Source organism: Richelia intracellularis HH01, assembly GCF_000350105.1.
Lineage (GTDB): Bacteria > Cyanobacteriota > Cyanobacteriia > Cyanobacteriales > Nostocaceae > Richelia > Richelia intracellularis.
Genome location: NZ_CAIY01000044.1, coordinates 69103 through 94105 on the forward strand (window position 1 = coordinate 69103; position 25003 = coordinate 94105).

Below are 25003 nucleotides of genomic sequence, written 5' to 3' on the forward strand. Positions count from 1 at the left end.
TTACTATTAAACTAATTACCAGATATCATTTTTACTAGATATATCCATTATAATTCCGGGTAATGGTAGAAGAATTTTCTTAATTAATTTAAAACATTTCTTTATAGGTTATGCATAGCCAAATCAAGCTGGACATCTTGATTTGGCTAAATGATATAAATATCCACGATACCTTGTAAATAGATTCGTTTAGTACTAATTCAATCAGAAGTGAGATATTTTTTGATATTTACATCCCAAATCTTAATTATTTTTAAGGCAATTTAAAATAAAAAATATGGTCTAACCACTAGTTAAATATTATAAACTCCATTTTACAGTAACGATGAGTCTATGATGTAGAATTAATGAGACAGTTTTTATGTTCTTATAGTTAATAACTCACTGTTCTAATCACCCCTCCATTTTCTATTGTAATAGCAATTAAGTCACAAGATAAGTAGAAGTTAAAAGAATGATAGTATTAAGTTATTGCAACGTTTATATGAAATTGCCTTAGTCTAGTTCAACAATGGAATTCATATAATATTTATTGCATCCGGATTATTGAAGTAATAAATACTATTACTTCGAATAAATTCACTAATTACTTATTAAGCCCCTGGTTAATTCATGCAAATTAACATTTGTGGTAGTAATGAGTATTATTAAATTGAAAGGTTGTAAGCTGGAATCAATTGGCAATTTTAATATATATGAAATATTGTACTTACACCAATATTTTCTAGTTGTTTATATCCAACAATTTGAATATATTTATGATGAAAGTTAAATTGGGCTAATTCACCAATGATCATCATTTAAATTCCAAAATAGTTTAGTATATTCTGAGTATATTTATCTTACATTTATAGACTAATTTAAGATGTAACAAACCTTACAGTTATTTCTTAATAGCAGTCTTAAATTCATGTCTAAAATTAACATCATTTAATGCTTTCTTCTACCAGATATTGCTTATAGTAGTTAGGCTAAGTTAGAAAGAGTTTTTATTTTTATTTCCAGTATTACACTAAAATTTCTTGGGTATGATAATAATTCAAAAAGAGGCTTATAAAGTGTAAATATATACGTCATTATATTGTCCTCCATATTATTAAATCGCAGGAGAAAGCTGGCATCTTAATTATCCCGTCGGACATCACATTATATATACATTCATGCTGGCAAATCAAAAAGGACTGTATTCATATAATACTCTGCCCAATCAACACCAAAAGCTTTTTCTAATAGACGACGAGTTTTATCATTCTTTTGTTGTTTAGTGCAATAATTCTTCTGTCCTGCCAGAATTTGTTCCATTTGTTCTGTTGAAACAGGTTGAGAGGCAATTACAGTTGCTAAACTACAATGAATTTCTAAAAATTCTTTCACCCTTTGCACAAACAGATTTTCCTCATCTGGAGAGTTAGGGCGGACAAAAGTACAATATTCAGAAAAAATATCCCCCCATTCTGGTAGAGTTCGTGGCTGAGAGAATTCCAGGGAAGGAAGAGCAGACAGAGCATGAGTATAAGATATGGGTAAATATCCAGTGTTAACTGGTGATAGATCAACAATCGCTGCACTAATTTGACCCCCACTCCCCACTAGATCACACCCAAACATCGGTAAATCATATTCAGGATAGGGAAACATGACACAATGCAAAATATCCAGCACGCTTCCCACCTTTGCCAATTCCATGTGCATTTTGCGAAACTGGGGTGTTTTGTAACAATAGTTCTCAATGGTTATTTTTGCCCCTTCTAACTTTCCTTCTACATACCCTAACTCCACAGGTAAATTATATGGTGTTAAGTCGAGACAATTATTCCACACTGCCTCGATACAGTCAGCTAGTTGACAAATTAAGGGATTTTGTTGCTTGCGTAAGGAAAAAGCAGAAGGAGTTAACATAATTTAGTGGAGTAGAAAAACTTTTCTAGTTGTTTCGTGTCAATTTCCCGGTACACAGATGGACAACGCATCCAGAAGAATAGCAATAGCAAAAGCGGGATATCGACCCAAAAAACATGACTTTATCCTATCCTGATTTTGAAAAAAAATGACAAAAAATTACTTGGCAATCAGAATCTGGTATGGTTGATACTAGCTCCCCGAAATGTACACAGCTAAAAAATAATTCAGTATATAAAAGATATTAATATAACTGGGAAGTGTTTTTTATGACTTGTACTTATCGTAAACATTTTTCACTTAGTTAATAGTATAAGGTAATATTGGTAGCAGACTCAATATCATAGAAACGCAATAGTTTACCCTTTTATATAACCAAAATAAATAAAAATAATATACAAAAGTGATAATTAAGGAATTAAGAGCTCTTTAAGAAAATAGCAGTAGGGAGGAATAATTGATATATAAGCTTTTTCTATCATGTTAATTGTTTGCTTGTTTCAACTATTCAATAAATCAGTACTAGAAATATTGTACTGATTTATTGAATAGTTAAACTTTGAGGTTTACATTAATAAGCTCATTTACTTATCTACCAATTGTCAACATTATTAATATAGGTTCAATATCATTATTTGTTTACATTGCCTTTATATTTTATAGTAACTTTACTTACTACATCCCGAAACATAGATTTTATCCAATACTAGAGTTCCCAAAAACTAACTAATACTTAAAACGAATTCTTCAGTATCTATAGCTTAGAGCTAATTTACATTATACTTATCACTAAATAAAATGATTCTTCCTTGGTATATAATGCAATTATGAGATTTATTTAAGATCCATACATAACACTATAAACTTACCAATAACCAATATATGTATTGGTTATTGGTAAGTTTATAGATAACCGGTTATTTAGCAGTTGTGGACAACTAAATATTATGCAGACTTCTAGTGTGTGATGACTAAATCATCAATGCTACTTTACTTTAAAGATTTTGATATGACCTAGGGTACAATAAACTCATAAAAAATCAGCCAGAAAGATAAATTTATCCCCTGTTTGATATATGCAATATTTTCATCAGCTGAACTGTTAATCACTAATAGTGGAAAATTATTTCTTCCTATAAGAGGGGTATCAATTATCAACAACTAACAAATAGTTTGAAAGCTAGTAAGTTTTTAGCTTTTAATTTTAATGGTTAAGAATGCTCAAAAGAAGAATTATTCTTAAAGCTAAATTTTAAATAACTTGGAATGAAACAATGATAACTCCATCATTAAATTTGGGGATTACCTTTAATTTTATGGTGCGGTTTTTTATTTACTTTCGGGATAGATATTAAGGCTATCTACTATTAATATTGATCATGTTTGAACAGTTGAATTAATTAACCTAAACCAGTACCTACTTAATATTAATCTCATTTTCTATCTTTCTTTTAACAGATTAAATCTATGTTATTAGTTTTGATCTATAGCCCTATTTAATAGGAATAGCCTTTAAATTATTGAGTAAAGCACTAATCCAGTTTTTATAAATATACTGATAATAAATGCCTAATACCTATACAAATAATACTATTATATTATGTTTTTTTATAAAGCTGCCTTGTAATCCTAGTAAATTATAAAAACCCTATTATAATTAATATTTTTTATATTTATGTTACATTCAACACTGTACCTAAGTTTTAAAAATAAGCTAAAATTTATTGCTTATATTAGTGTTTGCAGATTACTAAATGCGCATATTCTCATAATTATTATATGTGCATAAAATTTTTTATATGAATTTAATTTATAGAATATTCAAGAGGGTATCTCAATAAGTAGGATATATAGTTTATATATCCTACTTATTGAGAAATAATTATATCCATAACAACTAGATAGTATAGTATTACAATACTTATCAATAAAGCAACTAGTAGAGTTAATCCCTTTAATAAGGGAAAGATATAAGGCTTCTAAAAAGCAGAATTTTATAACTTCAGGAATAAATATATCAATTCAGGTTAATTAAGAATAAATATATTCAAATATATTTGAAGTAACCATGGAGAAATATAGTAAAAAGGCAATTATAAAACAATAATAGTTGATTTTTTACTTTGCTAGATTTTGGGAGGAGGTAGATGATATTTTAAACTCTATTAATAATGATCCTCTCAGCTTCGGTGAAACCCTCAACTATTTTCCATTTTCGCGATAGTAATATTACATTAATATCCAAATTACATCATAAATTTCCTTGTAGTCTGCAGATGAGATTTAAAAACAGACATAAAAATTAGAAGTTAATATTGTGGCTTCTTTCCAATAGATTCATAGTAGTATTTAGATAATCTAAAGTATCTCTAAAAGTTTAAGAATTAAAGATTACATGTAAAAAAAAGGAACCATAATCAGGTTCCTTAATACTTTGATTGTGAAATTAAGATTACTTGATAGCAACCTTACCACCAACTTCTTCAATACGTTTTTTGGCATCTTCAGCTGCCTCTTTAGCTATAGCCTCTTTGATAGTTTTGGGGGCAGATTCTACCAATTCTTTTGCTTCTTTCAAACCTAAACCAGTTAATTCCCGCACAATCTTCAAAACAGCAATTTTCTTGTCAGCGGGGAAAGACTCAAGAACTAAATCGAATTCAGTTTTTTCTTCTGCAGCTTCTGCACTAGAAGTGTTATCAGGAGAAGCCATCATCATCATGCCACCAGCAGGAGCAGCAGCACTAACCTCAAAGGTTTCTTCAATTTGTTTGACTAGCTCAGCAGCCTCTAGTAAAGTTAAGGTTTTTAATTTTTCCAAAATTTCATTAGTCGCAGTAGACATTGATTCTCTCCTCGAAAATTAGTTTTAATTAATTGGTTATTACTACTAGTTATGTCTTAGGTGCTAGTGAAGAAATAGATAAGCCTTAAATTAAGATTCAGTCTTATCATCTTTTTCCTTGTTCGCATAAGCCTGTAATCCACGAGCTAAGGAGCTTGGTACTTCTTTTATACCTACAGCAATCTTGGCAGTCAATGCATTGAGGGCTCCAGCAATTTGTGCCATAAGTTGATCTTGTGATGGTAAATTACCTAGGGCACTTACATCTTCCCCTTGCAGTAAACGACCCTCCATGACCCCACCACGAAGTTCTGTTTTCTTCGTTGTTTTTTGGAAATTCTCATATGCCTTAATAGCCGATGAAAAGTCCTCCTTTATTAACAAGAAAGCAGAAGAGCCTTTAAGTAAATCCGACATTATTTGCCAATTCTCATCATCTCGAATGGCAATATCCATTAGGGTATTTTTTGTGACTTTACAAACGGCACCACTAGGACGCAGTTTGTCCCGCAAGCTGGTAATTTCACTAACACTTAACCCTTGATAGTCAATAACCACAGCCAATGTGGATTCATTGAGTGCAGTTTTTAGATCCGCTACAATCTTCTTCTTATTTTCTAGGGTTTTTCCCATCTTCTTCTCAACCTCAATACAACAACTTGAGAATCATTTATTCATACAGTTGTTGATTTAACTACTATCTGTACACAATAGCCATAATTAAGCAAAGCAATAGACTCCAAATTCTGCATGTGGAGTTAACAATGAAGCGAAGTTTGTTGTTCTAACTTGGAATCTACTACCGCAATAAGGGCAAAAGAACTAGTTAAATTACAATCAGACCTCGGCAGGAAATTAAGCTATTTGCACCTGCTGTCTCCGGTTATTAATTGCCCAAGCGATAATTATATAGGAAAACCCAAAAACACACAACCTAAGCAGTCTCGGTTAATTTCATTTCACGCAAGGTGTTAATATCAACCCTAATAGACGGCCCCATCGTTGAAGCAACATATATTGTACGCCAGTAACGACCTTTAGCACCAGAAGGACGGTTACGATCAATAGACTCCTGCAATGACTTCAAGTTTACCAACAAGTCCTCAGAAGTAAAGGATACCTTGCCAAACATAACATGAACAATTCCTGTACGATCAGCACGATATTCCAATTTACCTGCTTTAAACTCGTTAATTGCACCTGCCAGGTTCGTGGTTACAGTACCACCTTTAGGAGAGGGCATTAAACCACGAGGGCCGAGAATTCTGCCAAGTTTCGCGACCTGAGGCATCATATCAGGGGTAGCAATCAGTTTATCAAAATCCATCCTACCTTTCTGGATTTCGTCAATCAATTCTTCAGAGCCGAAAACATCAGCTCCAGCACTACTTGCCTCAGTTACTTTTTCACCCCTTGCTATTACTGCTACCCTAACCTCCTGCCCTGTCCCCTTAGGTAAGACTACGGTTGTTCGTAATTGCTGGTCTGTATATTTGGGGTCTATTCCCAAACGAATATGAGCTTCTGCCGCCTCTGGAAATTTTGCAGTTGCCATTTCCTTCAGTAAACCTAGAGCTTCTAAAGGCTCGTAATCCTTATCTTCTACTTTTTCCAATAAGGCTTGTAAACGATGTGATATTTTTTTTCCCATTATTTTCTATCCTCCGGGGTAATTAGCGAAGTTTATCTCTCCCCCGACACAATTGTAAATCGATGTAACTGAAGATTTTAGGTTATTTGAATTAATAACATAAATTACAAAATAATAATCTACCTAATCACTTACAGTGACACCCATGTTCTTGGCAGTACCTTCAATAATCTTCATTGCCGCCTCAATATCATTAGCATTAAGATCAGGCATTTTTGTTTCGGCAATTTCTTTTAATTGCGCCCTCGTGATAGAACCAACTTTCCTTGTGTTTGGTTCATTGGAACCTTTATCAATATTTGCTGCTTTGCTAATTAGTACTGATGCAGGGGGAGTTTTAAGGACAAATGTAAAACTACGGTCTTCATACACAGAAATTTCTACAGGAATTACCATTCCAGCCTTATCTGCTGTTTTGGCATTATATTCCTTGCAAAACATTATGATATTAACACCATGTTGACCTAGAGCTGGACCAACCGGAGGAGATGGGTTAGCTTTCCCAGCATTTAGAGCCAATTTAATTACGGCTACAACTTTCTTTGCCATTTTTTAAGCTTGTTTCTTAACTTGATTAAATTCCAATTCGACTGGTGTATCACGCCCGAAAATTGAAAGTAAGGCTTTGAGTTTACTGCGTTCTGGGCTAACTTCAATAACTTCACCTTCAAAGTCTTTAAACGGACCTGACGACACGACTATTTTATCACCAGTAGCCATATCAATTTTGACTATTGGCTCTTGCCGGGTGGCTTGTTTGAATATTCTTTCTACTTCCCCGATAGAAAGGGGTACAGGTTTAACATGTCCGCGCCCCCTGCCTGTACCACGTTTTTGTTCCGACCCGACAAAGTTAATCACATGGGAGGTATTTTTAACTACCTGCCAGGAATCATCATCCATAAACATTCTTACTAGTACATAGCCAGGAAAGACCTTTTCTTCTGAATTATGACGACTACCATCCCTACGAATTTTGACTGTTGGGGTGTGGGGAATTTCTACTTGAAGAATCTTATCAGCTACATCAAAAGTTTGAATGCGCTGTTCGATATTTGTTTTTACTCGTTTCTCACAACCAGAGGCTACTTGTACTGCGTACCAAAGAGCTTCTGTCAATGTGTTAATTTCTGTTCTTTTGGTCTGTTCCGACTGCAATGCCGAGTTTTGACCTTCTTTTGCTGCTGGAGCCATCAGAATACCTGTTTTACTGCCCAAGTTAAGAACTGATCTACGAGAAATATTACGGATGAGGAGAGTGTTACCATTAGCAGTACGCCTGCGGACTCACTTACCAACTGCCTCCGGTTGGGCCAAACTACCTTCTCAAACTCTTCTTTCAAACCCTGTAATAAATTTGTTAGATTTAATCTATTTTTACTTTTAGGGATTTCTGCTTCACTTTTTTTTGGCATGTTAGTTTACCCCCCATACTCAATCAAAAATTACATTTATTATTAATTTAAATTTAGAAAAAGTACAGCCCTTTAAAGAATTTCCGAAATATAAGGGGAAATTTATAGTATAAAAATTAAACCCGAAATCAAAGTCAACCACTGTCATATTAACAGTTAAATCACTTATTCCGGGCCTAGTCAACATCTGGAGCGCGCCCTGGAGGACTTGAACCCCCGACATCAGGTTTTGGAGACCTGCGTTCTACCAGCTGAACTAAGAGCGCACGATGTACTTTTTTATTTATTTAATACTTTCCCTATATTAGCCTAGTTTGGCATTAGGTAGCTCATTTTTCTTCGGGAAAATTTTTAGGGATAAACTGGAGATGAATACCGTTTGAAACAGTTTCTTTCCTATACACCCTAAATATAATTTACTATAGTGGGCGATCAAATCTCTGTTTGATCCTAGTTGCCTTACCAACACGACCACGCAGGTAATAGAGTTTGGCACGTCTTACCCTTCCACGGCGGACGATTTTGATTTTATCAATCCTGGGAGAATGTAAAAGAAAAATTCTCTCTACGCCAATACCCTGAAATACACGTCTAACTGTTATCGTTTCGTTAATGCCGCCATTCCGTCTGGCGATAACAACTCCTTCATAGGGTTGGACACGAAACTTTTCACCTTCTCTAATTTTAACTCCGACCGTTACCGTGTCTCCTACATAAATAATTGGGAGATCTGATTTGAGATACTCGGCTTCAATAGAGCGAATGATATCTTGGGCTTTCATAAATCTTACTAAAAACTTACAACTGACCATCATAAATCTACTAATGGTCTACAGTCTAGTCGTTATTACATGATGAGTAAGGAAGAACCCATCGATTTATAACGGAATAACCATAAATTATCTATAACTGGTGAGGGTGTATGAACCTCATAAAGTCTATCATTATGGTAGCCATAAATAATAATTATTACTTCGACTAGTTATATTATCATTGTGGAAGCATTTTTAAAACATAAATTTAAAATATAAACTTAACCTCTTATAATTATTTTAGGTGTATATATACAAAATTATCAACTGATAATGTTCCCAATTTAATGCTGGTTAACTATATTTAATCCCAATATTAGAATTTTTACACATTCAAAGCCTTTTCATAGGCAACATAATCATAATTATTGGTATTTAGGAAACATATATTCCACTTTGTCATGCTTCACTACTCTTATGGAAGTGATCTCATGGCAACACCGGGCCCCATAAATTTATTTGATAATCCCACTACATATTCTCCAACCCTAATTAATATTTTGTAGACCCTGGATAGATGAACCTGGTTAGTATATCTAGTGGGCTGTGTATAAGCCTTGAATTCCACAGGTAAAAGAGTCCAGATTTGATAAAGTCATCAAAACTAGATTTGTAATTTGCTAGATAGGTGCATTTGCTTATAAACAAAATATACTATATTACAGTTAAGTATTACTATCAAGTTTATAGGAACTTATATAGAATATTTATGGCACAATTTTTACTGACCAGATAGCCACAGGGATAAAGATAAAAGTGGAAGTGCTATGATGATATTTACCGCTTCATTGGTAGTTAGGGAACAGTACAAAATCTTAGGCGTAAGTGAAAACTATACCAAAAATATAGTTGACTTTGAATAATTCACTAACCATTGGTAATTTAGGGGAGAGTGAAGTAGAAGTATTAATTAATTTCAGTAAAAGTAGTTCCTATTTGTGTTTGGTATTCTCATAAAAACTAGCACAATGCTAATGACAAAAATGATATACGTTTCAATATACGCATTAATCTCAAATCCAAATATAGCAAATAAGAGCGCTGGATGTATATCCTATGGTAAAATTGGGAAAGAGTGAAATTGCAAAGAGTAAACCTAAGCTGAATTAAATTACTGCTTTTATTATAAATAAAGACACAAGAATTTTAATACTATTAATTATGTGATTAGCAGGGGCTAATACATTAGAGTAAACTTATCATCCAGCAGAACATAATATGGAGTCATTAAGACCATGCCATATAAAGACTACTATCTTTATACGGCATAGTCAGTTATCTATTAAGTATAGACAGATTAACACTTAGTATATTTACTTGGATTGTACATAGATTAAGTACGAATATTTTTCTACTGCGTGCATTTTGTATCAATCCACTTGATATAAAATGCACGCAGTAGAAAAATAGACTGGAAAAACCATCCAATAAAGCCCCTACTTAAAAAGCAGGGGCTTTTTGAAGTCTATATAATAAAATGGTTCATCATTATTAATCTTGTTTACCTTCGCGGCTAGCAGTCACAGTGTAAAGAAGTATTAAAAAAACAGCCGGAACTAATACAAATAGCAGGGTAGCTACAAATCCTAAGTCATTAACCTGCATGCCTATAATGCCTCTCTTAATTTCCTCCCAACAATTTTAGAATACCACCATATATATCATTGTACTGACATGGTGAGTTTCTCGGTGTGCGCAATTACCTGCCTGGTTATCAGGAATAGCATTTTTAAGGTTTAGTAACTACATCTACTGAGCCATTGACTAACGTTTGGCAGGCAAGACGGAAATTTGCCGGTTTTTTTCTTAATAAACGGTTTTCTGCTTCTGTTGGAGAAGAAAGATTTTCTATACCATCAAGAATTTCTACAGCACAGGTTCCACATTGTCCACAACCACTGCAATTCATCATTTTTCCAAAAATTTTGTAGATTCCAACACCATTTTCTATGGCTTTCTGACGCAAATTTGCACCAGTTGCAGCTACTACCTCTTTCTTCTCATTTATAAAGTTAATATTACTCATACTTAATTCCTCCTTAATTTTTAAATGTGTTTACACCACAGTTCCAGGATAATTTGGCAGTGTTTGTATTTTTATGAATCATCTAGAAATTTTTGCCGGAACATAAAGCACTTGATGATTGACACCTCAAATACGAGGTTTTACACCATTATAGTTAATTGTTACAATAATTAATATTTTGTCAGACCAATTTACAAGTAGACCTTTCAAAGTAGCTCCTAGTAGATATATTTTTTTGATGAAACAAGTGTCAATACATATGATGGGAAATAATTCTGTAATAGACCTAATAAAATAATCTTTATGCTCTTAATGGAGAGAAAAAATAAATAACTCTGAAAGTCACTTATTATCATGTGTAAATTATTTATTATATTTATATCTTTATAGTTATATAAAAGTATATTTAATATTCATATGTAGGATTCATAAAAATAGAGAAATCATAGATATCAGCTTCTATACTAATAACATTAAATATAGAAAATTAAACTATAAAGTAAGCAGAAAAGAAAATAATAGAAGCATATGGGAATATTTCACATTACCTAGAACATTTTAAAGCCTTGTTTAGAAATAGCAAAAGAATAGGGGCTTGTAGAAAAATATTAATTTGAATGAGGAATAAAATGATGATATGACTACCTGAGGAAATTTTTATAGCTTTGTTAAAAATACCCAGATATTATTAGTAATGCTATTTTATTGATTGTATAAATATTTATAGGTTCCATATTTACAAGTGAAATATTAAAAAGCAAATGTTATAAAATTAGATAATGATAAATATGTTAGTTACAATTCGATGAAATTAGGTGTTAGTAATTTTAATTTCGAGTCTGGCTGGAATAAATTTACAGATTCCGGATTTATCTACTTTTTAATATGGTCGAAGTTTTGATAATTAAAGATGCATTCGTTGCGGTGATAATTACAAAGTAAAATTGTATTTATAATAAAGGTGTATAAGTATAAAAGCATAAGGCTATTCCGATGTAAAACTGTCATTATTTAAGGCTAAAAATAACTATAATCTATATTCTTCTGTGTCCCAATCACCAATAATTACCCTTTATTTATCATTCAGAATAAATAAATTTTGATAAATAAACCTGGGGAAATAATAATACTAGTACTAACCCATTTACATTTAAAACAATTTTGTAATTAGATAGTAGGTAAGAGATACAAAAAGAGACAAAATTTTATGCTCTTTTTACAATAGAATGGAACACTTGTTTCATTAATAACTTAGGTAAATCACCGACAGCCTTCTAGTGATAGAATACTGCTTATGAGTACAAGCACATTATCATGAAGCTCAAACACATAAACTGGTAAATCGTCATATAGTTTCTCTTTTTGATATATTTCTTCAGCATTTGCATATATTTCTGTTGGTTTAATCCATACTTCCCATAACAGGAAATGGAGGTGCAAAATACCTGTCAAGAAAGATGCCAATGACCTAGTTATTTGTAAGTTTGTTATACGTATTTTATTGGCAAAATATAATCAACTGAATCTTTATCTAAATCCTACTGCTGCCTGCCATACAAAAGCTAATAGCAAAAAAAATAAGGGGATAATCGGGAGTACATCTACCAATGGGTCAAATATCTGGTAGGCTTCTGGCAATTTTGCTAATAAGATTATTGCTTCCATATTTTCTTAGTTTACCTATTCAATACTGCTTTCATAATTGGAATATATACTAACATGCTTCGGTTATACATTAGTAGTTAACAACCCATAGTAATTTAGTTGCACATTCTTAATTCAACCATTGGGCAAATTGTTTGGTAAAGTGATCATTTAAAATTGAGTTCCTAACTTTCTGGGTAAATTGAATTAACTCAGTAATATTGTGAATGCTTAAAAGAGTATAAGCTAAGATTTCCTGAGAGCGGACGAGATGTGACAGATAAGCACGGGTAAAGTTTTGGCAAGTATAACAAGGACAGTCAGCATCTATAGGGGAGAAATCTCGGCGGAATTGAGCATTTTTCAAGTTCCACCTTTCCCCTTTTACCATTGCTGTACCATGTCTAGCCCAACGGGTAGGAATTACACAATCAAATATATCCATACCAGAGGCAATCGCCATTATCATTTCTTTATAAGTTCCTACACCCATCAAGTAACGAGGTTTGTTAACTGGTAATAAGGGTGCAGTATCTTGGACAATTTTACGAATCATGTCTGGTTCTTCTCCTACACTTACGCCCCCAATAGCATATCCATGCAAGTCAAACTTCTCTAAATCAACTACTGCTTGTGAACGTAAATCTAGATAAATACCTCCCTGAACAATTCCAAACAATGCTTGGTCAAGACGCTTGTGGGAAAGAATACAGCGTTCTAACCATCGATAAGTACGGGCTGTAGCTGCTTCTACTTCCTCATAAGTGCTAATATGGGATGGGCACTCATCAAATGCCATAATTACATCTGCCCCAAGAATATTCTGAATTTCAATAGAGCGTTCTGGTGTTAGTTCAATTATTTTTCCATCATGAGGTGATCGAAAAGTTACTCCTTCTTCAGTAACTTTTCTCATTTTACTTAAACTAAAAACCTGAAATCCACCGGAGTCTGTAAGTATGGGACCATCCCAACCCATGAACTTATGTAAGCCACCACTACCAGCCACAATATCTTCCCCCGGCTGGAGATGGAGATGATAAGTATTAGAAAGTATCATTTGTGCCCCAGTATCCTTCAACTGAGAGGGGGTAAGAGTTTTCACACTTGCGAGGGTCCCCACAGGCATAAATCTAGGAGTTTCCACCACACCATGGGGTGTGGAAAATATACCAACTCGTGCATGAGTCTGGCTACATTTAGCTAGGCGCTGAAAAGAAAAGTTAGCAGTCAAGACAAAAGTTAATATGTTTCAATTAATAGGCACTAGTAGATTATGCCATCATGTAGAAGTTATATTGCAAACATATTTATAAGTTTCCCTGGAACTATGTGTTACTAAACACAGTTTACTCAAATTGAGGATCTATTACTTGAGTACTCATTACTTTTTATAAAAAGCCTAAAGGCAATGAGTTAAACTGAAATTAAAATAGTGAAAATTGAGAGTTAGATTGAACAACTAGTAACAATTATCATATGTAATTACCATACTGGTAAAATGCTTATTTTCATACAAGCTTAATCAACTATTTTAAATAGCCTCTCTTACCCAAACTTATTATCAATAAGACTTAAACTGAATTTAAAATTTTTCTACGTTTCTATAAAGTTAACCCTTTTGATAAAGCTATTGGAACAACTAATATCACCATAAAGTAATTTGATGTAATATGTGTATACCCGGAATATGATTTGGTTATTAACTTACTGAAATGTAAGTTAATAGTGCTATTATTGCCCCTATTATTTTAATAAATTAATGTTTTAATATCATCCTAATTATGAATAATCACTACTATATTGTTGATGTTTTTGCGGATAATAAGTATGCGGGTAACCCTCTAGCAGTATTTACAAACTCAGCTAATATAGATACCCAGGAAATGCAGAGTATTGCCAAGGAAATAAATTATTCTGAAACTACATTTATTACCTCTCCTCAAAAAAATAATGGCGGTTATGAAGTCAGAATATTCACACCAAATCGGGAAATACCTTTTGCAGGTCATCCTACTTTAGGTACAGCATATATAATACAGCAAATAATCATTAAAAAGCCTGTAGAGAAAATTATTTTAAATTTGGAAGAAGGACAAATACCTGTGACAATTAATTACAAAAATAGCTTGCCAGAATGGTTATGGATGCGACAAAAAGCACCCTATTTTGGGAGTAAATTACCAGGGTCAGTAATTGCTGAAGTTTTACGTTTAAATCCAAGTGATATAGATTTACGTTGGCCTATCCAGGAGGTATCCACAGGTTTACCTTTCATTATTGTCCCTTTGAAAAATATATCTGCATTACAGCAAATATCCCTTAATATAGATAAATATTATCAACTTATTGCTGAAACTGAAGCTAAATGTATCCTTGTCTTTTCTCCAGAAACTTATTATCCAGAAAATAATTTACATGTAAGGGTCTTTTGCAATTATATGGGTATATCAGAAGACCCAGCAACAGGAAGTGCTAATGGCTGTTTGGCTGGTTACCTAACTCAATATACCTATTTTGGAGACGAAAATATTAATATTAGGGTAGAACAGGGTTATGAGATTGGCAGACCCTCTTTACTGCTTCTTAAGGCAAGTAGAAATGATGTATGTATTGATATAAATATAGGAGGCAAGGTAATTTTAGTAGCGAAGGGAGAATTTTTAGTTCCTGCAAAATAATTTAGGGTTCTATTCGGAATTATAATAATTTAATTTGTAGTCTCATGCCACTTTACTATCTTGTGGTGGATAGGGAAATTATTCCACTATAATTTGGGCTCAAAAAAAATCCATATTGAGTAGAATTTGAGATGAAACAGGATTTACAAAATAGGTTATCTGAAGGTTATATGCCCAAAATTTTCACATTTCTTCAAAAGCAAGTTGGAGTGGAACAGTAAATTGTAAATAGAGTTTCGACACTCCCCTTATTCAATAATTTACCCATACTATAATTGTGTTGCCTCCAACAGTATTTTTTCTTTCAGGGTTTACTAAGTATTTATTATTATTTTCTATTTTAGTCACCAAGCTTCTACTTGCCTTTATGGTAAACTATTATTTCGATTCTATCATATGGAAATTTAGATTAATATTTTCCCATTGTTATCTAAAACAAATAATAAATCATAAAATCTACTATGTGTAACGGATTGCAAAGTATAATATAAAAAATATTGAAGAGTAGTAAAATTAAATGCGAGTACTGATCGCGGGAGCAGGACTGGCAGGACTTTCCTGCGCCAAATATCTCATAGATGCAGGTTATACACCAATTATCTTGGAACGTCGAGATGTACTTGGTGGTAAGGTGGCAGCATGGAAAGATAAGGACGGAGACTGGTATGAAACTGGTCTGCATATTTTTTTCGGCGCATATCCTAATGTTTTGCAGTTATTCAAGGAATTAAACATTGAGACCCGGTTGCAGTGGAAAAAACACACCATGATATTTAATCAACCAAATGCACCTGGAACTTATAGCCAATTCAACTTTCCCGATTTACCTGCTCCATTTAACGGTATAGCAGCAATTTTGCGTAATAATGACATGCTGACCTGGTCTGAAAAAATTAGGTTTGGTATTGGCTTGTTACCGGCAATGATTCAGGGCCAAAAGTATGTAGAAGCGATGGATAAATATTCATGGTCAGAATGGATGAGAAAGCAAAATATTCCTTCTCGGGTTGAGAAGGAAGTTTTTATTGCTATGTCTAAGGCTCTCAACTTCATTAGGCCAGAAGAGATTTCCTCAACTATTTTATTAACTGCCCTAAATCGGTTTTTGCAAGAGAAAAACGGTTCTAAAATGGCTTTTCTTGATGGATCACCTACGGAAAGAATGTGCCAGCCTATTGCTGATTATATTACCAAACATGGTGGAGAAATAAGGCTAAATTCATCCTTAAAAGAAATTTTGCTCACTCCTGATGGAATAGTAGAAGGATTCCTTGTACGGGGATTAAGTGGTAAACCAGACTATGTGGAGAATGCTGACCTATATGTTTCTGCCATGCCTGTTGACCCATTAAAAGTCTTACTTCCTAAGTCTTGGCAACAACAGGATTTTTTCCAGAGATTGAATGGACTGAAAGGTGTGCCAGTTATTAATGTACATCTATGGTTTGACCGTAAACTTACTGATATTGATCACTTACTATTCTCTAGATCACCTTTACTTAGTGTATATGCTGACATGAGTAATACCTGTCGGGAATATTCCAACAGAGACTGCTCTATGTTGGAATTAGTTTTAGCTCCAGCAAAAGATTGGATTTCCAAATCGGATGAATGTATTGTTCAGGCAGTCTTAGCTGAATTAGAAAAACTTTTTCCCCAACATTTGACTGGGAATAATAAGGTGAAATTGCTGAAATACCATTTAGTTAAAACACCACTTTCTGTCTACAAAGCAATACCAGGTTGTCAAGAATGTCGTCCATCGCAAGAAACACCAATAAGTAACTTTTATTTGGCTGGGGATTACACTATGCAACGCTATTTAGCAAGTATGGAAGGTGCCGTACTTTCTGGTAAGCTGACAGCAGGGGCTATTACCAAAGCCCATTCTGAGGTCAACTCCTCTAACTTGTAAATGATAACTCTCCAGCCTGCAACGAATGCTGCAACTGCTTGAATCCTCCCCATCCATGAAACCTCCGGTATCTTTGGAAGAAGCCTACGAAATATGTCGTCAACTTACAGCAAAATACGCTACGACTTTTTATTTAGGTACTTTGTTGATGAACCAGAGCAAGCGCCAAGCGATTTGGGCGATTTATGCCTGGTGTCGCCGCACTGATGAGCTGGTAGATGGTCCTGGTGCTAACCTTACTACCCCAAATACTCTAGATGACTGGGAAAAACACTTAGAATTAGTTTTCACGGGAAAAGCAGAAGATCACTTTGATATAGCTTTGGTGGATACACTCCAACACTTTCCCATAGAGATTCAACCTTTCCGAGATATGATCGATGGTCAGCGAATGGATTTATATAATAACCGCTACCAAACTTTTGAGGAGTTATATTTATACTGTTATCGCGTTGCTGGTACAGTAGGTCTAATGTCTACATCAGTGATGGGATTGGATTTGGGATGTAGTGCATCTCCTTGGAACTACCAAATCCACCCATATATTCCTACAAAAGAGGCAATTGCACTGGGTATTGCCAGTCAGATGACCAATATATTAAGAGATGTTGGTGAAGATGCACGCCGGGGTCGTATTTATTTACCTTTGGATGATTTGTCTCAATTTAATTATACAGAGCAAGATTTATTCCAGGGAGTTAATGATGAACGTTGGCGTAGTTTGATGAATTTTCAAATTGTAAGAACCCGCCAACTTTACAATCAGGCGGAGAAGGGTATTAGCAGCTTATCCCCTGATGCCCGTTTACCAGTATGGGCTGCATTGATGCACTATAGTGGGATATTAAATGGTATCGAACGTAATAATTATGATGTGTTTAATCAACGTGCTTATGTACCTCAATGGCAAAAATTGTGTTCCTTACCTATTGCATGGCTGCGCTCACAAGCACTTTAATGTTAATAAACAAAATTGAAACTATTTTTAGGAGTCAATTTTAGGAGTCAATGCTAGTACAAGAAGTAAAAAAATTACAATATTTTAGACTTCGGAGCACTTTAATTTAAGATGTTGAAATCAAAATTAATGGTTAACTCATTTTTGAATGATAGTACTCTAGTTAGTATTGATAGGAGTAAACAGGTTATTATTTTCACCCTTACCCCCAAATCTAACTAACATGGTCAACAAAATTTTCAATTTCATTTGGCTGAATTCTTGACTATTAATTACCATTTAAGCTAGCATTATTCTCCAGTGGCCTAGGAGAGGTGGCTGAGTGGTTGAAAGCGGCAGATTGCTAATCTGTTGTACGGCAGGCAACTCCGTACCGAGGGTTCGAATCCCTCCCTCTCCGTTCTATATAGACGGAAATTAGTTCCTAAGAATACAAGTGGAATATGTATTTGTTGGTTTTCAATGTTCTAGTTTTTATGATTTTGGGTCATTAGTACTAGATCTTGGTAATAAGTGTTGTTATTAGGCACTTAGAACCAAAATCAATTACTAAAAACTCTCATAGAATTAAATTTTCACATATGGTCATAGGCTTCTAAGTTTATGAGGAGTAAAAAATATGCCCAGGTTTTGTACTGCCATGTTCACGAGTATTACAGTACTAGTTGTTAGCCTTCTAACGGTAGCTTGTGTTCCCCAAAGTACAACTAATAGCAACACAAATACTAGGACTACTAATACCAAGAGTAAAGGGTTAAAAATAGGTTCCTTATTACCCACTACAGGAGATTTGGCTTCTGTAGGACAACAAATGGCAGGTGCAGTAACTTTACTTGTAGACACTATTAATGATTGTGGTGGGGTCAATGGAGAACAAGTTTCACTAGTAGAAGTTGATAGTCAAACTGATCCCAGAGCTGGAGCGGCAGGCATGACAAAACTAGCTACATTAGACAAAGTTGGTGGTGTTGTTGGTGCTTTTGCTAGTAGTGTTTCCAGTGCAGCAGTTTCTATTGCTGTACCTAATAAAGTTATGTTGGTTTCTCCTGGTAGTACTAGCCCCATATTTACTGATAATTCACAGAAGGGTTACTACAAAGGTTTTTGGGCAAGAACAGCACCACCAGATACTTATCAAGCTTTAGCTTTAGCCCAACTTGCGAGAAAAAAAGGTTTTACTAGGGTTTCAACTGCAGTCATTAATAATGACTATGGTGTAGGATTTGAAAAAGCATTTGTGCAGGCATTTGAGAAATTGGGGGGAACTGTAGTTAATAAATACAAACCAGTACGTTACGATCCAAAAGCTCAAACATTTGATACAGAGGCTGCATCTGTTTTTGCCAGTAGTCCGGAAGCAGTAATAGCAGTTTTATATGCTGAAACTGGCAGTTTGTTTCTTAAGGCTGCTTATCAACAAGGCTTGACTGAAGGAGTGCAAATCATGCTTACAGATGGGGTGAAGTCAGACTCTTTCCCCAAACAAGTAGGCCAGACTGGTGATGGTAAGTATATTATCTCTGAAGCTGTAGGTACAGTACCAGGCTCTAATGGCAAAGCATTAGATGCTTTAAACAAATTATGGAGGGAGAAGAAAGGCAACCCACCTGGAGAATATGCACCCCAAGTCTGGGATGCAGTTGCTTTGTTGACACTAGCAGCCCAGGCCGCTAAAGATAATAGTGGTTTAGGCATCTCGAATAAGATTAAGGAAGTTGCCAATCCTCCTGGTAAGGAAGTAACAGATGTTTGTCAGGGCTTAAAGTTACTCAAAGAAGGGAAAGACATTAATTACCAAGGAGCTAGTGGTAATGTTGATATTGATGAAAATGGTGATGTAATTGGTGTCTATAATGTTTGGACAGTAGATAGTAATGGAAAAATACAAGTAATTGATAAAGTCAGTCCAAACACAACAGTGAAAATGAGGAGTTAGGGGGATTATGATTTTTCAAACCCATATACTGTAAGTATTTTTATACCTTTACATTGTGAATTAGGTAAGACATACCCAGGATATATCTGAACATCTGTGATTTCCCTATATTTAGGATATTTTAACCCCTTAGCCTCAGATTAAAACCCCCAAAATTTATTGTAGAAAACCTGGCACTCGCAAATTTATTAACTTTGAATTGAGAACCCAATTAACAATATATTTTTATATATTTTTTCGGGTCAGAGTAAACTAATTAAGGGGTTATTGTCAGTTCTATATATTTAAACTGGAATTAATGATATATGGAAATTCATATCATGGTGACATCATTAAATGACTAATAATAAGTAAATAGATATACTTCCTGTTGGATGAATTTTACAAGTAACTTCAAAGCTGCTATCTCCAAATAAATAATGATTGCCACTGGCAAGTTAAATATTTAGATATTTTCTCCTATCTATACCAAATATAGTTTGTAATACCGTAATTTGTTTTTTAGGAAAAAAGATTTATAAAATTCAATCTAATGGATGATGTATATTTTATATCCATGAACCAGTTGGAGGAATTGGATCTCAGCACATTAAAAATTATTTCGGCATATATAACTTATGAATCAAAACATCATATTTATATTTTACAACAGCCCATATCATGGTTAGTTCATTAATATAGTTTTTTCTCTGAACAACTATTCAAATATCTCCTTAGCAAGTTATAGTAAAATAATTCCATTATCATAGTTGGAGTACAAGAGGGTTTTACGGTAAATATAGTAATTTTGCTTAACAAGAATTCAGGTAATATCTTTTGTGAATTTCTATAAGTTTTAATTTTGGATTGAGGAGTTACTATTTCATAGTAGTCTTTTCAAGAAGAATAATTAATCTAGAAGAATTATATAAAAGTGAGCAATGGAAAAATTTCAGTGTAAACATGATACTTTAAGATATCCAACCAAGATAAGGGAATGCAAATCACCATCTATAACCACTAAAATAATTCAGGATGAACTAGAAGCTGAACATATTTTATGTCCATACTGTCAACGCACGGTTAATAATGGCGTTAAATGCAAAGGAATATGTGTCGCTGATAGTAATTATTAGAGTTGCTCATCATAACATGCGATAATATGAGTTTAAGGGGATAAAATGTAATCTTTTCTATGTCAAATCAACTAGTGACTATAGATATTTGAATGTTAGAAAAGCTTATTAACCTAAATATACACATCTTCCATATTGACTATTCAGTGGTATATTCCTCTTAAATTTATTAATTTGTAACCGTGTAAATATTCAAATATGAATTCTAAAATAGTAACCTAATGCTAAGTAAATTTTAGATTGGTGGATTAGTCTCAAATTCTATAAAAGCTTCCCAGGGTAGATATTTCTTGTTTGTATTAAGTCACAGTTCCACTCGGAACACCATAAAATTTACAAAATTGAGCTATTGAAGACATAAATAGGGACTTGAGATTTATGCCCCAGAAGAATAATTTTACTTGCCGATTAACTTAACTAGCTATAAAAGTAACACCGCAGCACTTAAAATCCATAATTAGGTTAAAGTTATAAATGTGTACTTAACAGAGATACTCCCTGAAAAAATTACCACAACATAAATTATTTTTACAGGAAGTTATTATATTTTCAATTAAATGTCTGATTTCCCATTTGCGTATAGGTTGGGACTGGTTGATAGAGCGGAAAAATACCCTGAAATACTTTTCCCCCATCATAAGTATAGAAATAATTAACTGGAATATTTATTAGATCATTTAGAGCAAAATATAATAATATCCTAGCACAATAAACTTTACTTTTAACAGCTATAAAAACAAAAAATAGTGATGGCTATTATTAAATAGAAAATATTAAAGATAATGCCAGTTAATTTATTGTTATATAGGCTATCTTCTTCGAAGTTCTTATTTATATAATACAGGTATCCATTATTCTTAATATCGAGACTCTTAAATCTTTTTCATAAAATTTATACATGAATTATTAATATTTAATTTAGCCGTGTTTCTTTTTTTAACACCTATAAAAATCCAGAAATTTATTTTTTTAATATAAATAGAGTTCATATAAATACAAACAAAAATGTTTTGAATCATTATCGTTTTGATGGGGTTAGTGATACATATGTATGATATGGAGAATATATACAATTCTGAATATACTCGAAATATGAAGGAAATAAAAAAATCCTACAAAAACAACCTAATTTTTAGCTTAAGAATCTCAACATCAGTAAACGAAAATATTTAGGTAGCTAATTAAGAGAGATAATTTACAGAGAGTTATAGAAAATTATGAGTACAAGTAATAGTCGAGTGACATCAGTACTAGAACTGAGGCGAAAATTACCTTTCCCCCTAAGGGGTTTAGCAGACTTAGCATACAATTACTGGTGGTCTTGGAGTAGTAATAGCACAGCCTTATTCCGAGATATTGATCCTCAAGAATGGGAAGTCTGTGGACATAACCCAGTAAGTATATTGAAATCAGCCAAGTATGAACGATTAACCCAGTTGTTGGAAGATCCAAGTTATTTAGAGCATATTTCTGCTCTAGAGAAGGAATTTGACAATTACATCAACCAAAAAGATACTTGGGTAAATCGGGTAGCTCCCCAAGTTACCAGAGATAATCCCATAGCTTATTTTTGTGCCGAATTTGGTATCCATGAATCCCTACCAATTTATTCTGGAGGTTTGGGTATTTTGGCTGGTGATCACCTCAAATCTTCATCTGACTTAGGTTTGCCTATGGTGGGTATAGGTTTACTATATCGTCAGGGTTACTTTCACCAACAGCTAAATAGTCAGGGTTGGCAAGAAGATTATTACGTCGATAATCCCTTTAGGGAAATGCCTATTGAGTTGATGAAAGATAACCAGGGTAATCCACTTTCCATTGAGTTAATAATTCGTCAACGCATTGTCAAAGTGCAGATATGGCGTGCACAAGTGGGGAGGGTAAGCTTATACTTGCTGGATAGCAATCGTGAAGATAATGACCCTATAGACCGATGGTTAACAGGACACTTATATGGTGGTAATCAAGAAACCCGTATAGCTCAAGAAGTAGTATTGGGAATTGGTGGTATTCGTGCCCTTACAATTTTGGGAATTGAGCCTTCTATTTACCACCTTAATGAAGGTCATGCTGCGTTCTGTACTCTGGAAATTGCCAGACAGGAAATTGAATGTACAGGTAAATCCTTCTATGATATTGAAGATAATGTACGGCAAAAGTGTGTATTTACAACACATACACCAGTTCCAGCTGGACATGATGTCTTTTCATCTGATTTAATGGACTCTTTCTTTGCTCATTACTGGCATCAATTACATCTATCCCGTGAACAATTCCTTGCCTTGGGGGCAAGGAGACTAGGGGACCCCTGGGAGCCCTTTAGTATGACAGTATTAGCACTACGGATGTGCCGTACATCCAACGGGGTAAGTAAATTACATGGGCAGGTTTCCCGGAAAATGTGGACAGTTTTATACCCCCAACTTTCGGAAAAAGAGGTTCCTATTGGTTACATTACTAATGGTATACATGCTCCCACTTGGACTGCCCCTCTTATGGCAGACTTGTATTGTAAATATCTCGGTTCAGGTTGGAAAAATCATACTATCGATCCCAAAATGTGGGCAAAAGTTGATGATATTCCTGCTGAGGAGTTATGGTGGCGACATAAAATACTTAAAGAACGATTAATTGCCTACACGCGCTATAAAGTAAAACAATCTCGCATAAAACGTGGAGAAGAAGAACAAAGAATTAATGCTACTAATTTTTTGTTAGATCCTAATGTTTTAACTATTGGTTTTGCTCGACGCTTTTCACCATACAAACGGGCATATTTACTATTACAAGATGTTGAAAGATCGTTAAGAGTTTTTGGGAATACTCAATATCCTGTACAGATAATACTTGCTGGGAAAGCCCATCCGGCTGATGAGGAGGGTAAGCGTATTATTCAACGACTAGTAGAGTGGTATAAACACCCGGAATTATTGCATAGAGTGGCATTAATTGAAGACTACGATATTTACACTGGCCAGAAGTTAGTACAAGGTGTTGATGTTTGGCTAAATAACCCCCGTCGTCCTTTAGAGGCTTCTGGAACTAGTGGCCAGAAAGTCTGCTTTAATGGGGGAATTAATTGTAGTGTACTTGATGGTTGGTGGTGTGAAGGTTATCAGGCAGGAGTCAATGGTTGGGCAATTGGCGAAGATGCTCATACCAGCGATCAGGAATTACAAGATAGAATTGATTCTGAATCATTATATTGCTTGTTGGAAGAGGAAATTGTCCCCATGTATTACGACCAAGATGCTAATGGCATACCTCATCGTTGGGTAGATATGATGAAAGCATCAATCAGGACAAATGCACCATTATTTAATACTAACCGCATGGTTACTGATTATGTTTCCCAAGTTTATGTCCCAGAAATTTCCACTTCCGTGAAGCCTATATTAGCAAAATTCAAAGTGTAATTTATTATATTAACCTCTCCTTAATAATCCTTGTTAAGAAGAGGTTAGATAATTCTCAAGCTAAAGCTAAAAACTCTGATTTTACAAGCGGACCCCCACTATTATACCCAATAAATACATGGAGGGATAATGATGTGAAGCTTAATTTATAATGATTCGTATAGCCTTACATAACTGAGTTTTCTTCTTCCTAATTTCTACTGGTTCATATCGCAAGCTATTATTATGGTTTTTCAACCTTAACACACTAATTTAGTTGCTTAGTCTGCGAAAAACTTAAGTGTTAAGATCGAATTATCTATTCCAAAAGTAATAGCAAGTGATAATCACAAGTGACTACTATAAATTCAACAATAACTTCGTTAGCACATTTAAGTATTTATAATAATAAAAATGCTGATTGGATTTGCTGTGAAAATGAAGACTACATTTTTTTATTACTCAAAATAATTTGTCTGCAGTTTCTAAAACCAAAATATTAATTTATGGGTAATGCTAAAGGAAATTGTATTTAATTTAACTTGATTATTAAAGTGGTTCTCTTAAATTTATACATTTAGAAATGAAGGTGTAGACGTAATATAATGAAGCTTCATATAAAATTAGAGATAAAAAATTATTCAAGTTAACCATGAGTTATGAACGATCTAAGTAAATTTTAATTTGTTTACAATACTACTGAGATAA

18 protein-coding genes, 2 tRNA genes and 1 other annotated feature are annotated in these 25003 nt (G+C 33.9%); of the genes, 6 read left to right on the top strand and 14 right to left on the bottom strand.

The genetic code is table 11. From position 1 onward, the window contains the following. Positions 1-1158: 1158 nt before the first annotated feature. From RINTHH_RS05145 to tgt, 14 genes are all read right to left on the bottom strand, one after another. On the bottom strand, positions 1159-1899 hold the full coding sequence (locus RINTHH_RS05145; protein ID WP_008233711.1) for a phycocyanobilin:ferredoxin oxidoreductase: 741 nt from the start codon (positions 1897-1899) through the stop codon (positions 1159-1161). 2452 nt (positions 1900-4351) lie between these two features. Next, entirely contained in the window at positions 4352-4744 is a 393-nt protein-coding gene (gene rplL, locus RINTHH_RS05150) for a 50S ribosomal protein L7/L12 (protein WP_008233712.1), read from the bottom strand. 90 nt (positions 4745-4834) lie between these two features. Beyond that, on the bottom strand, positions 4835-5377 hold the full coding sequence (gene rplJ, locus RINTHH_RS05155) for a 50S ribosomal protein L10 (protein WP_008233721.1): 543 nt from the start codon (positions 5375-5377) through the stop codon (positions 4835-4837). A 148-nt stretch (positions 5378-5525) separates the two neighbouring features. Then, positions 5526-5645 (bottom strand) — a sequence feature (ribosomal protein L10 leader region). Positions 5646-5678: 33 nt separating this feature from the next. Further along, on the bottom strand, positions 5679-6395 hold the full coding sequence (gene rplA, locus RINTHH_RS05160) for a 50S ribosomal protein L1 (protein WP_008233723.1): 717 nt from the start codon (positions 6393-6395) through the stop codon (positions 5679-5681). A 123-nt stretch (positions 6396-6518) separates the two neighbouring features. Then, positions 6519-6944, bottom strand: a complete 426-nt coding sequence (gene rplK / locus RINTHH_RS05165; RefSeq protein WP_044304685.1) for a 50S ribosomal protein L11 — start codon at positions 6942-6944, stop codon at positions 6519-6521. 3 nt (positions 6945-6947) lie between these two features. Then, positions 6948-7589, bottom strand: a complete 642-nt coding sequence (gene nusG, locus RINTHH_RS05170) for a transcription termination/antitermination protein NusG (protein WP_008233726.1) — start codon at positions 7587-7589, stop codon at positions 6948-6950. Continuing rightward, positions 7589-7810 carry a preprotein translocase subunit SecE gene (gene secE, locus RINTHH_RS05175; protein WP_044304687.1) on the bottom strand — a complete coding sequence of 74 codons (222 nt, stop codon included), beginning with the start codon at positions 7808-7810 and terminating at the stop codon, positions 7589-7591. Before secE ends, nusG begins: the two co-directional genes overlap by 1 nt. Positions 7811-8003: 193 nt before the next feature. Further along, positions 8004-8076, bottom strand: a tRNA-Trp gene (locus tag RINTHH_RS05180). A 153-nt stretch (positions 8077-8229) separates the two neighbouring features. Next, on the bottom strand, positions 8230-8592 hold the full coding sequence (rplS, locus tag RINTHH_RS05185) for a 50S ribosomal protein L19 (protein ID WP_044304688.1): 363 nt from the start codon (positions 8590-8592) through the stop codon (positions 8230-8232). A gap of 1521 nt (positions 8593-10113) precedes the next feature. Continuing rightward, positions 10114-10227: a photosystem II reaction center protein PsbM gene (gene psbM, locus RINTHH_RS05190; RefSeq protein ID WP_008230933.1), complete on the bottom strand. Its 114-nt coding sequence runs from the start codon at positions 10225-10227 to the stop codon at positions 10114-10116. 124 nt (positions 10228-10351) lie between these two features. Then, positions 10352-10648: a 2Fe-2S iron-sulfur cluster-binding protein gene (locus tag RINTHH_RS05195; protein WP_008233742.1), complete on the bottom strand. Its 297-nt coding sequence runs from the start codon at positions 10646-10648 to the stop codon at positions 10352-10354. A 1260-nt stretch (positions 10649-11908) separates the two neighbouring features. Continuing rightward, positions 11909-12112: a hypothetical protein gene (locus RINTHH_RS05200; protein WP_196794889.1), complete on the bottom strand. Its 204-nt coding sequence runs from the start codon at positions 12110-12112 to the stop codon at positions 11909-11911. Between the two features lie 63 nt (positions 12113-12175). Next, on the bottom strand, positions 12176-12313 hold the full coding sequence (locus RINTHH_RS10405; RefSeq protein WP_008230931.1) for a photosystem II reaction center protein K: 138 nt from the start codon (positions 12311-12313) through the stop codon (positions 12176-12178). Between the two features lie 109 nt (positions 12314-12422). Then, complete coding sequence (gene tgt / locus RINTHH_RS05205) at positions 12423-13526, bottom strand: tRNA guanosine(34) transglycosylase Tgt (protein WP_008233743.1); 1104 nt, start codon at positions 13524-13526, stop codon at positions 12423-12425. 550 nt (positions 13527-14076) lie between these two features. Between tgt and RINTHH_RS05210 the strand changes: the two genes are divergently transcribed. From RINTHH_RS05210 to glgP, 6 genes are all read left to right on the top strand, one after another. Then, entirely contained in the window at positions 14077-14973 is an 897-nt protein-coding gene (locus RINTHH_RS05210) for a PhzF family phenazine biosynthesis protein (RefSeq protein WP_008233744.1), read from the top strand. A gap of 517 nt (positions 14974-15490) precedes the next feature. Continuing rightward, a complete protein-coding gene (pds, locus tag RINTHH_RS05215; RefSeq protein ID WP_008233745.1) occupies positions 15491-16888 on the top strand; it encodes a 15-cis-phytoene desaturase in 1398 nt (465 codons plus the stop codon). Positions 16889-16913: 25 nt separating this feature from the next. Beyond that, entirely contained in the window at positions 16914-17846 is a 933-nt protein-coding gene (locus RINTHH_RS05220; RefSeq protein ID WP_008233746.1) for a phytoene synthase, read from the top strand. A gap of 308 nt (positions 17847-18154) precedes the next feature. Then, positions 18155-18246, top strand: a tRNA-Ser gene (locus RINTHH_RS05225). Positions 18247-18465: 219 nt separating this feature from the next. Continuing rightward, the gene (locus tag RINTHH_RS05230; RefSeq protein ID WP_008233749.1) at positions 18466-19782 is read left to right on the top strand and encodes an ABC transporter substrate-binding protein; all 1317 of its coding nucleotides are present in this window, start codon (positions 18466-18468) and stop codon (positions 19780-19782) included. A 2332-nt stretch (positions 19783-22114) separates the two neighbouring features. Then, on the top strand, positions 22115-24316 hold the full coding sequence (gene glgP / locus RINTHH_RS05240; RefSeq protein ID WP_008233750.1) for an alpha-glucan family phosphorylase: 2202 nt from the start codon (positions 22115-22117) through the stop codon (positions 24314-24316). Positions 24317-25003: the final 687 nt, after the last annotated feature.

Bases quoted from the DNA above. Each gene is read 5' to 3' on its own strand.
- RINTHH_RS05145 (WP_008233711.1), bottom strand. From the start codon at position 1,899: ATGTTAACTCCTTCTGCTTTTTCCTTACGCAAGCAACAAAATCCCTTA.
- rplL (WP_008233712.1), bottom strand. From the start codon at position 4,744: ATGTCTACTGCGACTAATGAAATTTTGGAAAAATTAAAAACCTTAACT.
- rplJ (WP_008233721.1), bottom strand. From the start codon at position 5,377: ATGGGAAAAACCCTAGAAAATAAGAAGAAGATTGTAGCGGATCTAAAA.
- rplA (WP_008233723.1), bottom strand. From the start codon at position 6,395: ATGGGAAAAAAAATATCACATCGTTTACAAGCCTTATTGGAAAAAGTA.
- rplK (WP_044304685.1), bottom strand. From the start codon at position 6,944: ATGGCAAAGAAAGTTGTAGCCGTAATTAAATTGGCTCTAAATGCTGGG.
- nusG (WP_008233726.1), bottom strand. From the start codon at position 7,589: ATGGCTCCAGCAGCAAAAGAAGGTCAAAACTCGGCATTGCAGTCGGAA.
- secE (WP_044304687.1), bottom strand. From the start codon at position 7,810: ATGCCAAAAAAAAGTGAAGCAGAAATCCCTAAAAGTAAAAATAGATTA.
- rplS (WP_044304688.1), bottom strand. From the start codon at position 8,592: ATGAAAGCCCAAGATATCATTCGCTCTATTGAAGCCGAGTATCTCAAA.
- psbM (WP_008230933.1), bottom strand. From the start codon at position 10,227: ATGCAGGTTAATGACTTAGGATTTGTAGCTACCCTGCTATTTGTATTA.
- RINTHH_RS05195 (WP_008233742.1), bottom strand. From the start codon at position 10,648: ATGAGTAATATTAACTTTATAAATGAGAAGAAAGAGGTAGTAGCTGCA.
- RINTHH_RS10405 (WP_008230931.1), bottom strand. From the start codon at position 12,313: ATGGAAGCAATAATCTTATTAGCAAAATTGCCAGAAGCCTACCAGATA.
- RINTHH_RS05210 (WP_008233744.1), top strand. From the start codon at position 14,077: ATGAATAATCACTACTATATTGTTGATGTTTTTGCGGATAATAAGTAT.
- pds (WP_008233745.1), top strand. From the start codon at position 15,491: ATGCGAGTACTGATCGCGGGAGCAGGACTGGCAGGACTTTCCTGCGCC.
- RINTHH_RS05220 (WP_008233746.1), top strand. From the start codon at position 16,914: ATGCTGCAACTGCTTGAATCCTCCCCATCCATGAAACCTCCGGTATCT.
- RINTHH_RS05230 (WP_008233749.1), top strand. From the start codon at position 18,466: ATGCCCAGGTTTTGTACTGCCATGTTCACGAGTATTACAGTACTAGTT.
- glgP (WP_008233750.1), top strand. From the start codon at position 22,115: ATGAGTACAAGTAATAGTCGAGTGACATCAGTACTAGAACTGAGGCGA.